Genomic DNA, 14,491 nt, shown 5'->3' with positions numbered 1-14,491 from the left:
CCTGACGCCATTTTCCTCATGCGGCCAGAGGCTTTTCCGTCGCGGCGCGTTCCATGTCGGCCCTGTAGTCCAGCTTGAGCGCCTGCATCATCTCGATACGCTCCGGGCCGGGTTTGGGTGGATAGGCCGCCGCGTTCAGCCGCTTGCCGCGCGCCCAGTAATAGAGAACGCCCGCGAGGTTCTTCGGCTTGCCCAGCCATTTTTCCGGATGCTCCAGCATATGAAACCCGCGCATCGCCTCGCGCAGCAGCCGCGTATCGGAGCGCAGCGCGATCTTCACGCCATCCTCCACAAAGCTTTCCATCATCCTTGAGCGGAAACTCTGCTTTGCCCCGGGCGTCAGCGTTTGCTGCGCGCGCTTCATGGCGCTGCGATCCTGCCGGCGCTGCACGATGTAGAAGGGGTGAAGTTCCTCGGTTACCCGTTCATGATATTTCAGCGCGCGCTGCATCGGGTCTGGCGTTGCGTCCAGCGTCTGGCGCAGGGCCTGCGCGGAAACGGCAGCAAAGGAACAGCCCCGGCCATACAGCGGATTGGTCCGCACCAATGTGTCGCCGAGGGCAAAATAACCCCGCGCCGCCGGCTTTCCGTCCACCACCATGTCGCGCCAGCGGCTGATCAGATCGCCCATGCCGAACACCTTGCTCGTCGGCTCGGACTGCTGCGAATTCGTCCACGGACGAAGCCCTGGCAGCATCAGCGTGATCTGATGGAAAATTTCGGGGTCGAGGATTGATTTGCGCATCTCCATTTCGATCTCGGGGATAGCCACCGTGATCGAAAAATTGCCGTTGTCTCCGGGAAACACGCCAAACTTCAGAAAGCCCAGATCGCCGGTCGGCGGCGGATTGGCCTTCCGGTCCGGCTCGGTCTTGCCGGGCAGGAAGCGGTAATGCCGCGTGAAATAGAGTATGCCTGCGCTCTCGCTCTCCTCGCGAATGCCCGCGCCTTCCTCCATCAACTGCTCGATGGTGAAGCCGCCCTTGCCACCCGCATCCACGATCACATCAGCGGTCAGCGCTACCGCCACGCCATTCTCTTCGCCCTCGATGCCGGTCACATCGAACACGCCGTCTTCGCCCTTCCGGGTAGTCAGCTTGCGGACGAGAAATCCGGAACGCAATGTCACATTCGGCAGCGTTTCCACATACCGCCGCATCGCCATTTCCAGCGTCGTGCGGCGGCTGGTGATGATCGTCAGTTCGGCATCGTTCGGGTCGGCCTGATAGCGCGCCTGCTGCTTTTCCGTCAGCATGTTTTCGAACGGCAACTCCCGCACGCCCATCGCCATCAGCTGGTCGAGCAGGGCGGGGTGTTCGGCCTTCATGATCGTGCGCAGGCGCGCAAGAAAAGCGTGGCTCTGGCGCAGATGGCCCACGCCCACGCGCTTCCAGGTCTTGAACAGCTCATCCGGATCACTGGTTTCCACCGGTCCGTCGCGTTCCAGAACGATCACCTCCCGGCCCGACGGCGCCAACATAAGCGCCGTGCACAGACCGCCGATCCCGGCACCGATAACAATCACTTTTTCACGCATGCGTCCCCCCACCTGTCAGGAGTCGATATTGCGAAGGAATTCCAGAATGGTCTCGTTGACCGCTTCGGGGGCTTCCTGCTGGGTCCAGTGGCCAATGCCGGGGATCATCTTGTTGATCCGGAGATCCTTGACGAAATGCGGCATCGCCTCGATGGCTGCGGCCGCCATCATCACCACGCCGTCTGCTGTTCCGGCGATAAACATCGCAGGCTGATGGATTTCCATCGGCGCGCCTTCGGTCAGCTGCCAGTGCAGATCATGGTTGCGGTAATAGTTGATCGGCCCGCGCATGCCCGATGCCTTGAACTCAGCCACATAGAAATCAAGGTCCGCGTCCGTCAGCCATTTCGGCAGAGTTTCCGGATAGGGCAGGCTGGTCAGCAGGTCGTCATGCTCGGCCTTCGGCGTCAGCTTGGTCAAGTCCGTTTCGCCGGCGGCCATGATCAGGAACTTGCGCAGCCCCGTATACATGTCCTTCTCGAACTCGGCTTCTGCCACGCCCGGCTCCTGGAAATAGAGCTGGTAGAAGAACTGCCCTTTGTAAATCTCGCGCAGCATCGGCATCGGCTGCACAGGGGAGCGCGGCATGAAGGGCACGGATAGTCCGCCCACGGCGCGCACCCTGTCCGGATGGAACAGCGCGGTCGCCCAGGCCGTCGGCGCGCCCCAGTCATGCCCGATCACAACAGCCGTCTCATAGCCGAGTGCCGGGATCAGGCCGATAATGTCCTTGATCACTTCGGTCTGAACATAATCGGTAATGTTCGGCGGCTTGTCGCTCTTGCCATAGCCGCGCATGTCCGGCGCGACGACATGATAGCCTGCCGCCGCCAGAGGCGCGAACTGATGCCGCCAGGAATACCAGCTCTCGGGAAAGCCGTGCAGCAGAAGCACCAGCGGGCCTTCGCCCGCCTCGGCAATGTTCAGCTCGATCCCGTTCGTGGCAATCCGGCGCTGGGTAACGCCCGGCCAGCTCATGCGGCCACCAGCGGGCGTGTCTCGGCCTCGGCGCCCGGCAGGATGGCGCCGCGCGTATCCTTGTCGGCATAGCCCGCCTCAGCAGACCAGGCGATTCCACCGCCAACGACAACCGTATCCACGCCGCGCGAGTCGCGCACATAGCGTTTCCCATCACCCGGCACGTCCTGGACATAGGTTTCCTCGCCCCGGTCAATTGTCGCCGGGTCGAACACGACCAGATCGGCCACATAGCCCTTCTGGATCAGACCGCGATCGGGAAGGCCCCAGATGCCGGCCGTGTCGGAAGTCACCTTCTTCACCGCATCCTCAATGCTCATGGCCTTCAGATTACGGACGAAATGCGAGAACAGGTATCCCGTGTCGCCATAGGTGGAGAAAGAGAGAATGTGTGCGCCGCCATCGCTGGCGCCGATATGCACGCGCGGATGCTTCAGCATGGCGCTGACACGCTCGTCATTATTGTGGCCCATATTCGCGGCCATGAAATGCGCGTCCAGCTTCTCTTCCACGGAAAGGTCGATCATCGCTTCCAGCGGCGTGCAGCCACGCATCTGGCCGATCTCGGCCAGCGTCTTGCCCACATATTTCTGGTTGGCGTCCGTCTGCGCAAAGCGCAGCGTCAGGAACGACCAGAGGCCCATATTCGGCGTCGCCTCGGCAATCAGCTTCTTGCGGCTCTCCGGATTGGTGAAGCCCTCGATGATCTGCTCCGGCGTGCCAAAGCGCATCAGCTTGTACCAGTTTGGCAGGCGCACGAAGATCAGGCTCGGCACGGCAAAGCTGAAGCTGATATCGATCGGGCGCGTCTGCACCTGCGGCCAAACGCGGGCCCCGCGCGCAAACTGCTCGTCCACCCGCGCCATCACGCGCTCAACGGCATCCACATTGTCCGCATTGATGAACAGCGGCGAGAAGGTCGTCGGGATCGAGTATTTCAGCGAGATTTCGGCCAGCTGGTCAAGACGCGCAATCGTCAGGTCCGGGTCATAAAATTCCGGCACGATCTGCAGGATACGGCCATACTCACCCAGAACGCTCGCCAGCGCCTCAACTTCGCTCGCGTCGGCATACCGGCTTGGCACGGGAAGCAGCGTCTCATCCATGTCGACATAGCTGGTGGAGAGGCCAACCGCGCCAGCGTCGAGGCACTCGCGCAGCACGCTTTGCATGCCGGCGATTTCCTCTGCCGTCGCGGTCCGCTCCATCGCAGCGTCCCCCATCACCCAGAGGCGGATCACGCTATGCCCGACCAGTGGCGCCACATTGATGGCCAGCCCCTTGCGGATGCGTGTGATGTATTCGGAAAATGTCTCCCAGTCCCAGACGACGCCTTCTTTAAAGGCTTTGTACGGCATTTCTTCAATCTGGTTGAACATGCCGACAAGCTTCATGCGGTGTTCCGCTTTCAGCGGCGCCAGGGACAGGGAGCAGTTGCCAGGAACAATCGTCGTAACGCCATGCGAGAGGGCCGGCTTGGCATAGCCGTCCCACAAGAGCTGGGCGTCAAAATGTGTATGCGGATCAATGAAGCCGGGCGCGACCACCTTGCCGGCGGCGTCCACTTCCTCGCGGCCTTTTTCTGCTACGCGGCCAATCTTGGCGATGTGATTGCCGCTCACCGCAATGTCCGCCTTGTAGGAGGGCATGCCCGAACCATCGACTACCGTGCCGTTCCGGATCACCAGATCATACATTTCAAATTCCTCCCTGATTCATGTTGCCGATGCGCCGGCATATCTTTGTGATGAGGCGATGAGCGCGTCGCGGACATGCTCCCAGTTCGCCCCGATAAGGTCTTCCGGCACCGTTGTGCCGCAGGCGTCAAACAGCGCCCGCACGGCATACTCGTCCAGCGTGACGAGGGTGGTGCCGCCATTGTCGTATTTCAGTGTCACGAGAAGTTCCGCGTCGCCATCATGGGCGGCCGCGATCTGAACTTCACTGATCACAGCGATGCTCATGCCTTGGCCTGCGGCGGCTCGATGAAGATCACATCGCTCGGCAGGATCGGATTGTCCCCGCGCACGCCGCCCGCCGCGCCCACGGCGCGCATGAACACATGCAGGTTCCAGCTCTGCAGGCTGGAAACGGCCGTGGCCTCCTCCATCGCGGGCAGTTCCCGCCTTGCGATGCTGCTCCAGGTGTCGCCCGGCTTGGGCAGCACCGATTTGCGCACCCGTGAGAGTTCCGCTGCGGCCATGACTAATCCTCCCGATCTTTGAGATAATTGGAACATGTTCCAATTTTTCTGACAAGCGGGTCCCTAAGGGAAACTACTGAGTGATTTTCATGTTTTGCCGCCCCGCAAAGCTTCCGCCTTGAATCAGGAACAAAAAAGGGGGCGCCCCGAAGGACGCCCCAGAAAGGTAGGGAGGAAACTACCGCTTTCGCGGTGGTCAGTTACCGTCGCGTACTGCGACGGCAGTATCTGGGTAATCCACCCAGATTCCATCAGCGCCCGCCGCGATCAGCGCGCTCAGCTCGGCCTGCGCGGTGTCATAGCCCTTTAGCGGCTGGTCATCGCGCACGGTATAGACATGCACCAGCAATCTGCGGGCATGGGCGCGGTCCACAAAGTCCGTCGTCGTCCCATCCTCATTCAGGATGAAGGATTTCTCCGCGCCCACGCCGGTCGTCGGCATCGTCTCGATGTCGTATTCCAGGCCCAGCAGCTTGTTATAGGGCGGGCCCACCATGTTCTGGATGGTCGGCAGATCGCTCTTGGCGGCAAAGGCGGCCAGGAATTGCGGCTCGAAGCTCTGGATGAAAACGGGGATGCCGGCTTCGGCCAGGCCCTTGGCCTTCATGCCCTCGATGATCGGGTCCACCATGTCGAGGCCAACCGAAGAATAATAGCCCGGCCATTTGGCTTCGATATGCAGGCCAACCTTGCGGCCTTCGCTGGCGGCTTTCAATGCAACATCCATCACCTCGTCAAAGGTCACGATATCGAGCTGATCGTTCAGCTCCATACTGCGCGTTGCAAACTGCTGGCGTGCCTTCAGCGTCTTGATCTCGGCAAGGGTGAACTCGTCCACCCACCAGTCTTCCATCTCGCCCATCGGTGTCACGCGCTTCTTCTTGCGGTCGGCAAACTCTGGGTGATCGGCCACATTCGTCGTGTCCGAAAGATAGGGGTCATGGCGGGTGATCAGTACGCCATCTTTCGTCATTACCAGATCGGGCTCAATGAAGTCCGCGCCCTGGGCGATCGCGGTTTCATAGGCCAGGATGGTGTGTTCCGGATAAAGCCCGCTCGCACCGCGATGGGCGATGATGATCGGTTTTTCCCCGGAAAGGGTGCGATAGCTGGCCGCTTTTTCGGCGGTAGCAGCGGGGGCGGCCTCCGTGCTCGCCACCTGCGCAGGTGCGCAGGCGGAAAGCAGCAGGGCGGCAATGGCCACAGTATATTTCATGATAGCAGTTTCCTTGCCGTTCCGGATCAGAATTTCACGTAGGCGCCGGCCTTCAGCATCTGCGGCTTGCCGCGGATGATGGTGTGCAGGCCAAAGGCGCCGCCGGTATTGCCAACGTCGATGAGATATTCCTTGTCCAGAAGGTTGTCGCCCTGAACATAGACACCCCAACGGTCGCCGGCGCTGTCATAGCCGACGCGCAGGTTCACCAGGCCGTAGGAGCCTTCTTCCTCGACCACAGCCGTACCGTCCGGATAGGTCTCACGCACGCGCGTGAAGCCACCGCTGCCATTGGCAATATAGTCGAAGCCGTTGTCATCCTCGAAATACTGTTTGCTTTTCCAGATATAGCTCGGGACGATCGAAACCGTGCCAGACTGGGCAACCGGGATGGTGATATCAGCGGCCAGCGAGAAGCTGTTCGTCGGGCTCATCCGGAACTTGTTGCCGGCAAACTGCAGCGGGTTGCCGTTGCTGTCCTCGTCGTCATACTCGGAGAAGTTATAGGCATATGTGCCCAGGAGGCGGATATTGTCCGTAAGCAGAGCCTGACCATCAAATTCCAGGCCATACTGCGTCGCATTGCCGGAGTTTTCCGTCACGAACACGCCGTTGATCGGGTCGAAGCGGCTGGTCTGGAAGTTCTCATACTGGCCGTAATATACAGAGGTCGTCATCTGCAGGCGGTCGTCGAAGAAACGGCCGAACATGCCGGCTTCCACATTGTCCAGTGTCTCTGCGTCGACCACAGAGGAGGTGCGGCCCGAAATCGAGAGGGCTTCCGGACGGCGGCCCCGGCCATAGGACACCCAGGTGTTCACATTGTCAGACACGCGATAGGCCGCGTTGAGACGCCAGGTGAACGCGCCATCGGGTTCTGCCGAGACGCTGTAGGGATTGTTGATCAGGTTGGCGTTAATGAGGAAACCCGGTGCAAAGGTCACCGCGTTGCGCGTTCCGCCAAGGGCCGCGTTGCCGCGCAGAAGCTCGCCGACGCTGGAAGCGGCCAGTTCATTGACCGTGTAGCGCAGGCCTGCCGTCAACGCGAGCCGGTCGGTGACATCATACGTCACGTCGCCGAACAGGTCATAGCTGGTGCGTGCGTCGGTCGTTCTGGACTGTTCGGCATGGGTCGGGTTCAGCGGGATCAGAACGCCCTGTTGCAGAAGTCCGACAACTGAATACTGGAATGGTGTGTCGAAGCTGCCGATATTGGCCGCGCCGGGAACGCCCTGCATCATGAGCGCGCCGCGAATTTGCGCAACCGTTGCCCCAGCGCCAGCCGCGATCTGCGGGAGGAACAGAGACTGCGCATAGGCCTCATCGGTCGAGAAGGTCAGGCTGTCGCGGGTTTCATAGTCGAAATAGTTGGCGCCGAAGAAGCCGCTTAGCTTGCCGCCATTGTCATAGTTGAGGCGAAGTTCCTGGCTGAAGGCTTCGCCTTCGCGCGCCTGGTAGAACTGCAGCAGGTTGAACGCGGCGCCATCCGAATCCCAGGCCTCGTTGGAGGTCAGGTCACGATAGTCGGTCAGCGAGGTCAGGGTCCAGGCATCATTCAGCCTGTATTCGAGGTTGGCTGTGGCGGCGAAAATCTCGCGGTCATTGCCCAGCTTGTCACGCACCTGATCGGCGTTGATGTTCATCGCCGTCGGGCCGTAGGGGTCGATCACGCCGTTGACCGGGAAGAAGCCGGAAGTGAACTGCGTGCCGGTGGACTCGTCTTCCTGATAGTTGAGGAACAGATCGGCCGTGAAGGCAGGGGTCGGTTCCCAATGGATCGCGCCGCGCACGGCCGTCGTGTTCTGCCCCATGAGGTCGGGAGAGTTGGCCGTGTTCGGAACATAGCCGTCCATCCGCTTCACCTGGCCAGCAAGGCGCACGGCCAGCGTGTCGCTGAGGGCGAAATTGTAATGGCCTTCGCCGCGCACGAAGTTGTAGTCACCGCCTTCCAGCGTCACCTTGCCGTCATTGCCGGCGGTGGAGGCGCGGTTCTGGATGTAGTTGATGCCGCCGATCAGGGCGCCCTGGCCAAACAGGGTGGCCTGCGGGCCCTTCACCACTTCGACGCGCTCGATGTCATAGATGGCAATGCTGGTGGCATAGCCGGGCGTGCCGATGGACACACCGTTCTGGAAGATGGCCACGCGCGGCGCGCCGCCATCGGCCACAACCCCGCGCAGCGAATAGGTCGGCGCGTTGAGGCTCTGCGCCTGCACCTGAAGGCCGGGGATGAAGTTGGCGAGATCTTCAATGTCATCGCCGCCCAGCTTATCGATCAAGTCCTGGTTGGTAACGGAGATGTTGATCGGAACATCGATCAGTGACTGCTCGGTCTTCTGGGTCGTGACGGTCACGACCTCCAGACGGCGCGAGTCTTCTGCCTCGGGCGCGTCAGCATAGGCAACAAGCTGGCCGGAGACGCTGAGTGCGGCAACGGCAGTGGCGGAAAGGATGCGGAATTTCATGTCAGACCCCGGTTGCACGGCGCGGGAGGAGCGCCGGTTGCCGGGTCGTTAACGAGCGCCTCGGAGGCGTTCAAATCAAGGTTTTGCGAAAGTAATGCGTTGAAAATATTAAACAGTTACGGGTTTATGGCTGTGGCGCACAAGCCACGCCTACCGCCGGTCTGCGCCAGAAAGTAGGGTGGGCTCCATGCGGGCAGAGGGGCCGTGAGCCCGCACTTATTGGACAATTATCCAATAACGACCGGCTGCTTCTGTTACAGAAGCGGCCGGCCGGTGCTGGCGGTCGGCGCGCGGGTCGCCGCTGCCTGCTGAAACCTGAAGTGACCGCTCCGGCACGGCGCGGCCTCCCCGGCGCCGGGGAGAAACATGAAGAGAGCGCCGCAATAGTTCCCGAACATGTCCTGGTGTCTGGAGGCGCGGCTCGCGAATGCTCGCCAGCTTTCCCATCGCCGTTTTTAGGCGGTGATCAGAACCGTGTCAGAGATGGCGCGGATTTGTCCAGATTTGTCCAGGAATGTCCGAAAATGTCCGGATTTGTCCGGAAATGTCCTCGCCCTGTCCCGCAATGTCCGCCCCCGGAAGGGGGCTCGGCCAAGCTTATCCCTCAAATTCCTGCGGAGATCGCCCCGCCGCTATCCCCCCCAACCACCGCAGCGCCGTCCCGATAAACACGCCGGCGTCAGTCCGGCCTATCCCCCAAAAAACCGGTGGCCCCGGAAAATCAAATCCACCCCCTTCGAAAGCCAGCCTACAATATCTTCCAGTCGCCAGAGAAAAATTGCTCGCCACGAAGCTGATCTGGCCGGCCGCAACACGAAGCCCAGGACGGAAGACCAAAAAGGAGGGGAGGCACCGCCAAAGGAAAGCAAAAGAGTTGCACACGCGCCTGAGAGGCAGCGCGGTCAACCGGCCATGCCAAATGCAAACCGCGCCAAATAATCAGTATACAGATATATTCCAGACGCGGGCGCGCCGCCGCTCCATGCTCTCCAGTTCCACCGTGGTGGCAATCTCGTATTCCGCCATCAGCCCGGCTTCCCCCTCTGGCGCATAGGCCCGCCCCGGATCACCGGCATAGGCGGCCACCCCCTGCGCCGCCGCCTGTTTCAGCCATTGCAGAAACCGCGCTGCCATCGTCATCTCGTAGAAGATATCTCCCGCCAGGATCACATCCACATCCGGAGGCGCCCTATCCAGCAGGTTACCCGCCAGCCAGCACAGCGACACGCCATTGGCCTCCGCGTTCAGCTGCGCCGCCGCCTCGCAGATCGGGTCGATGTCATTCACCCAAACTTCGCGCGCGCCCGCTGCCGCCGCTGCAATGCCCACCATTCCGCTGCCGCAGGCAATATCCAGCACGCGTTTGCCCCGCACGATCTCCGGCTGCTCCAGGATCAGCCGCGCCACCGCTTGTCCCCCCGCCCAGGGAAAGGCCCAGAAGGGCGGCTCGATACCCTGCCGGTCAAGGTCAGCCTCGGTGGCAGACCAGATCGGCGTAATCTCGTCTGCCTGCCAGATACGCAGTGTTTCCAAGGGTTTGCGATGCGGCAGCGGCAACCCGTCCACAGGCGCCAGCCGCGTATTGGCCGCAATGAACGCCCGGTTCCGCGCGAGAGTGTCTGTCGCCGCCAATGCCGCTGCCCTGTGAGAAATGCCTAGCTCGGCGGCTGTACCATCTTTGGCTTCGGCATCAAGGCAAGCGCGCCCAGCACGAACACAAACCAGACAAAGATAATGAAGAAGCAGTCCCGGAATGCATACACCAGCGCCTCTGCGGCAACCTTCTGATTCAAAACGCCAAACGCAGACTGAAACGCCTGCACCTGCGCCATCCCACGCATCTCCAGCGTCTGCGCCTGAAGCGCATGCTGGTACATCATCTCGGCATTCGTTTCATTCAGCGCAGCCGATAGGTGGTCGCCGTGGAAGATCGTGCGCCGCTGCAGGATGATGGCGAGGAGGTTCACCCCGAATGCGCCGCCCACCTGCATAAGGAACGACACGCCGCCCGCCGCCGATGCCAGCAGATGCGGCGGCACAGCCCGCGCTGCCGTTGTGTTGGAAGGCGGCATGCAGAAACTGATGCCGATCCGGCTGAGCACGATCCATCCCACCAGCACCCAGTAGGGCGTCATCGCTGACACATGCGACAGCAGCCAGGCAGAGACCGCAAAGCTGATGATGCCAAAGCCCAAAAGCCAGCGCGCATCCATCCTGTCAGTCAGGCGGCCCGCAATCGGAAAGCCGATCATCATGGCAATTCCTGCCGGGATCATCATCACGCCCGCCGCTGTTGGTGAATATCCCTGCACCAGCTGCACGAACATCGGAATGAGATAGGTCGATCCGTAGATCGCGATGCCGGTTGCGGAGATGATCAGCCCGGCAGACCAGAACTGGCGATAGGTGAAAATCTTCGGGTTCAGTGCCGGGAACGGATGGCCGCGTTCCCACAGGAAAAACAGGATGCCCGCCACAATGCCGATACCAAAGCGCAGCAGGGTCTTGTCTGAATCCCAGCCATCCCGGTTGCCGCCCGCAAAGGCGGCCAATAGTCCGACCACGGCAATTGCCAGCAGGCTGAGGCCCTGCCAATCGAGCGGCGGGCGCGGCATGTTGGGATTGCGGTCTCCCTTCGGCATCAGGAAAGGCGCAATCGCCATGGCAACCAAGGCAAGGGGCAGGGTGGCTACAAAAACCAGCCGCCAGCTCGCCAGGTCCACGGCAATCCCGCCCAGCGCCGGGCCAAAGGCCGGCGCCAGCACCACGCCAATGGAGAACACGCCCATCGCCATGCCACGCTTGTTGTCCGGAAAGGTCTGGAAGATCAGGAACATCGACATCGGCTGCAACAGGCCCGCCGATATGCCCTGGAGGCCCCGCGACAGGATCAGCAATTCCAGCGTGCTGCTGACCGCGCCCAGCAATGATCCGATCACGAACACGATCATGCCGAAAGCATAGGTCGCCCGCGGCCCAAACGTTGCCATCGCCCAGGCATTGGCCAGCATCGCGATGGTCGAAGAGGCGAGGAATGCGGTCGACATCCATTGCGCCTGATCCTGGCCAAGGCCAAAAGCGCCGATGATGGCGGGCAGGGCCACGTTGATCGTCGTTGCCGCCAGCATGGTCGCCATGGAGCCGGTGAGCATCGTGAACAGCAGGATCCAGCGATACATCCCGCCAAATCGTTCGAACTGCGCCCGCACCGAGGGTCCGGCCATGGCGGGGATATCGATGGGCGCGGGGCTGCGTTCAGGGGCGGGCCTGCCTGCGGGCAGAATGCCGGGCGCCATCGTCACGCTGTTTCTCCGCTTGCCCCTGTGCCCGCGTCTGTCTTGCGGATACGCACCCGCACCATCGTTCCGGGCCGGAGCTCCACCTGTGTCGGCTCCAGATCTATCCGCACGCGGATTCGCTGGGTGATCTTGGTGAAGACCCCATTTGCGTTGGGGTTCGGCATCATCGCAGCTTCGCCGACGGTGGCATCATGTACGCGGGTCACCCGTCCGGAAATGGGGTGAGACGGGTCGCTGTCGGCGCGCACCTGCACGGGCGCAGACGGACGCACATGCCGGATGTCAGTCTCCTTTATGTTGGCCGAAACCCACATAGCGCCTGGATCATGCAGCAGGGCCATCCGGTAGCCGCGCAGGGAATGCTCGCCATTGTCGAAGAACAATTCGTCCACCACCCCGTCAATCGGACTACGGATGGTATGCTGTTCCACCACCACCTTCTGCGCTTCAACGCGCGCCTCCGCCTGGTCCAGCGCCGCACGCAGCACGGTCAGCTCATAGTCGATGAGGCGAACCTCCTGGCCCACGATGCTGGCCGTGCGGTGGTCGGCGGCGGCGGTTTCCCGCTCGGCCTGCGCCCGCCGCAGGGCCTGGGCGCGCGTGTCGAGCACATTCTTGGCCTGGTCGAGATTGGACTGTGGCATCAGGCCCCGGTCGAACAGGTCTTTGGTGCGGTCATAGTCGCGCTGCGCAATCTCAAGATTGGAGCGGGCGGCCTCCACACTGGCCACCGCTGACACGGTGCCGGCCCGGCGTGCGGCCACCTCGCTTCCCGCCTTGGAGGTGGCAAGGCCAGCGCGCGTTTCCTCACGCGCCATTTCAGCGCGCAGCCGGGTTGCTTCTGCCTCAAGCTGGGCCAGCGTGAACACGGCTTCGCGGTCATCAATGGTGTAAAGAATATCGCCCGCAGATACCCGGTCGCCCTCTTTCACCTGAACGCTGGTGATGCGTCCGGAAATATCGGTAGAGACGGCAATCATCTCGGCGGCGATACGGGCGTCGGATGTGGAGACATAAGCCCCCCGGTCCATCAGGAAACGTATGCCGAGAACCAGCAGGATCAGGGCGGCCACGCCCGCAATCCACATGCGCCCCCGCCGCGACCGGACAAATGCAGCCGCGCGCTGGCGGGCGGTCGGTTCCGTCTCTGCGGCAAAGGATTGTGAATCGCCTTCCATGACCCGTGACCGGCTGAACAGCGCCGGATTCCTTCCTCCCTGTCGTGGCTGTTTTGCGGGACGTTGGCCGTCCTCATCCGCCACAGATCGTATTTGAGCGAGACATAACCCTAAGGCAATCAAGCCTTATTATTCCGGCTTCCCGCAGATCGTTGTGTTTACCGGCAAGGGGCGTCATTGCTGTCAGTAAGAACAACAGAAACGATGGGGATTCGCGGGCATGAAAACGCTTGGCATAATGACTGCGGCGCTGATGGCGGGGTTGCTGGTTTCCTGTTCCAGCCGGATGCCCGGCCTTCCGGAAATGCCTGCCCTTCCCGCCATGCCGTCCATTCCGGGCCTGGCTGCCGGGCCGGTGGCGGGCGATCCGGCGTGTGGCGGCAGCTGGCGGCTTGAGAATGGCGGCGGCCTCGCCGTTACCGCGATGGAGGAAGGACTGCGCTGGCGCGCGCTGGATGGCCAGACCGGGCGGTTCGTGTTCGAGAACGAAGCCTGGAAAGCCTATATCGGCTGGAGTGACAGGCTTGAAGACCGGCAGATCGAGTTCACCTGCGAAGGCGGGCTTACCCAGTTTGAGGGGGCTTCGGCCGTCCCGGTTGAGGTGACGGTGCAGGATACGGTGTTCACCGGCGCCAAGGGCACACAACTCGCCGGGCGGCTGATCCTGCCGGCGGGCGCCGAGACGGTGCCGGTGGTGGTGCAGGTGCATGGATCGGGGCGGTATTCTGCCCTCGCCTATGACGGGTTCCAGCATCTCCTGCCTCTGCAGGGCGTGGGCGTCTTCATCTATGACAAGCGTGGCACCGGGGCCTCCAAGGGAGACTATACGCAGGATTTCAGCCTGCTGGCGACCGATGCCGTTGCCGCCTCTGCGGAGGCGCGCCGGATGGCGGGCCAGAGGCTCGGCCGGTTCGGCCTGCATGGGGCCAGCCAGGGCGGCTGGGTGGCGCCGATAGCGGCGGTGTCGGTGAAGCCGGATTTCGTCATTGTGTCCTACGGCCTGCTGGAAAGCCCGCTGGCGGAAAATCGCGCGCAGACCGTTCAGGATGTGGCCGAAGCCGGCTTTGGGCCGGAGGCGCAGATGGCCGCGGGCATGCTGGCAGATGCCGCCGGAACGGTCATGGCGTCAGACTTCAAATCAGGCTTTGCGGAACTCGAAAACCTGAAGAAAATCTACAAGGACGAGCCTTGGTATCGCCATGTCAAAGGCGAGTTCACAGGCGAGATCCTGCAGCATTCCGAAGTCGTGCTGCGGGTGGCCGGTCCGCTGCGGTCGGTCGGCACCAGCTGGCGGCATGAGGGCGAACCTGTCCTGCGCCAGGTGAGCGCGCCGGTCCTCTGGATTCTTGCGGGCGCTGACCGGGATGCGCCGCCCGCCTATACCCGGTCCCGACTGAAAAGCCTGCAATATGAAGGCCGTCCGATCACTGTCGCCGAATATCCCGGCTATGATCACGGTATGCGGGGCTTTGATATCCTGCCGGACGGTTCGCGGGAATTCACCCATGTCGCACCCGGCTATTTCGAGATGGTCGCAGATTTCGCTGCCGGTGTTCTGGTGGTGCCGGGGGGCTATCCTGAGGCGGTGATTTTGCCCAGCCGCTGATGCTGGTTG

General features: G+C 61.9%; 11 protein-coding genes. 1 reads left to right on the top strand and 10 read right to left on the bottom strand.

Features of this window, described 5'->3' with window-relative positions; genetic code table 11:
- Positions 1-16 precede the first annotated feature (16 nt).
- From BBF93_RS10385 to BBF93_RS10340, 10 genes are all read right to left on the bottom strand, one after another.
- Entirely contained in the window at positions 17-1,537 is a 1,521-nt protein-coding gene (locus BBF93_RS10385) for an NAD(P)/FAD-dependent oxidoreductase (protein WP_035594736.1), read from the bottom strand.
- Between the two features lie 15 nt (positions 1,538-1,552).
- The gene (locus BBF93_RS10380) at positions 1,553-2,515 is read right to left on the bottom strand and encodes an alpha/beta fold hydrolase (RefSeq protein ID WP_114105850.1); all 963 of its coding nucleotides are present in this window, start codon (positions 2,513-2,515) and stop codon (positions 1,553-1,555) included.
- Positions 2,512-4,212, bottom strand: a complete 1,701-nt coding sequence (locus BBF93_RS10375) for an amidohydrolase family protein (protein WP_114105849.1) — start codon at positions 4,210-4,212, stop codon at positions 2,512-2,514. Before BBF93_RS10375 ends, BBF93_RS10380 begins: the two co-directional genes overlap by 4 nt.
- 18 nt (positions 4,213-4,230) lie before the next feature.
- Positions 4,231-4,479 (bottom strand): hypothetical protein, encoded by a 249-nt coding sequence (locus BBF93_RS10370; protein WP_114105848.1) that lies wholly within the window; start codon positions 4,477-4,479, stop codon positions 4,231-4,233.
- Positions 4,476-4,718 carry a hypothetical protein gene (locus tag BBF93_RS10365; protein WP_114105847.1) on the bottom strand — a complete coding sequence of 81 codons (243 nt, stop codon included), beginning with the start codon at positions 4,716-4,718 and terminating at the stop codon, positions 4,476-4,478. Before BBF93_RS10365 ends, BBF93_RS10370 begins: the two co-directional genes overlap by 4 nt.
- A 196-nt stretch (positions 4,719-4,914) precedes the next feature.
- Positions 4,915-5,934 carry a glycerophosphodiester phosphodiesterase family protein gene (locus tag BBF93_RS10360; RefSeq protein WP_114105846.1) on the bottom strand — a complete coding sequence of 340 codons (1,020 nt, stop codon included), beginning with the start codon at positions 5,932-5,934 and terminating at the stop codon, positions 4,915-4,917.
- A 26-nt stretch (positions 5,935-5,960) separates the two neighbouring features.
- Complete coding sequence (locus BBF93_RS10355) at positions 5,961-8,399, bottom strand: TonB-dependent receptor (RefSeq protein WP_035601624.1); 2,439 nt, start codon at positions 8,397-8,399, stop codon at positions 5,961-5,963.
- A gap of 939 nt (positions 8,400-9,338) precedes the next feature.
- The gene (locus tag BBF93_RS10350) at positions 9,339-10,031 is read right to left on the bottom strand and encodes a methyltransferase (protein WP_114105845.1); all 693 of its coding nucleotides are present in this window, start codon (positions 10,029-10,031) and stop codon (positions 9,339-9,341) included.
- 23 nt (positions 10,032-10,054) lie between these two features.
- Positions 10,055-11,695 (bottom strand): DHA2 family efflux MFS transporter permease subunit, encoded by a 1,641-nt coding sequence (locus tag BBF93_RS10345; RefSeq protein WP_233349349.1) that lies wholly within the window; start codon positions 11,693-11,695, stop codon positions 10,055-10,057.
- A gap of 2 nt (positions 11,696-11,697) precedes the next feature.
- Positions 11,698-12,786: an HlyD family secretion protein gene (locus BBF93_RS10340; protein ID WP_233349079.1), complete on the bottom strand. Its 1,089-nt coding sequence runs from the start codon at positions 12,784-12,786 to the stop codon at positions 11,698-11,700.
- 310 nt (positions 12,787-13,096) lie between these two features.
- Here BBF93_RS10340 and BBF93_RS10335 point away from each other — a divergent pair, with 310 nt between their 5' ends.
- Positions 13,097-14,482, top strand: coding sequence for a S9 family peptidase (locus BBF93_RS10335; protein ID WP_114105843.1), 1,386 nt, complete (start codon positions 13,097-13,099; stop codon positions 14,480-14,482).
- Positions 14,483-14,491 lie beyond the last annotated feature (9 nt).

Source organism: Hyphomonas sp. CACIAM 19H1 (assembly GCF_003325995.1).
Lineage (GTDB): Bacteria > Pseudomonadota > Alphaproteobacteria > Caulobacterales > Hyphomonadaceae > Hyphomonas > Hyphomonas polymorpha.
Note: the sequence above shows the minus strand (reverse complement) of the source record. Positions and strands in the feature narration are given on the sequence as shown.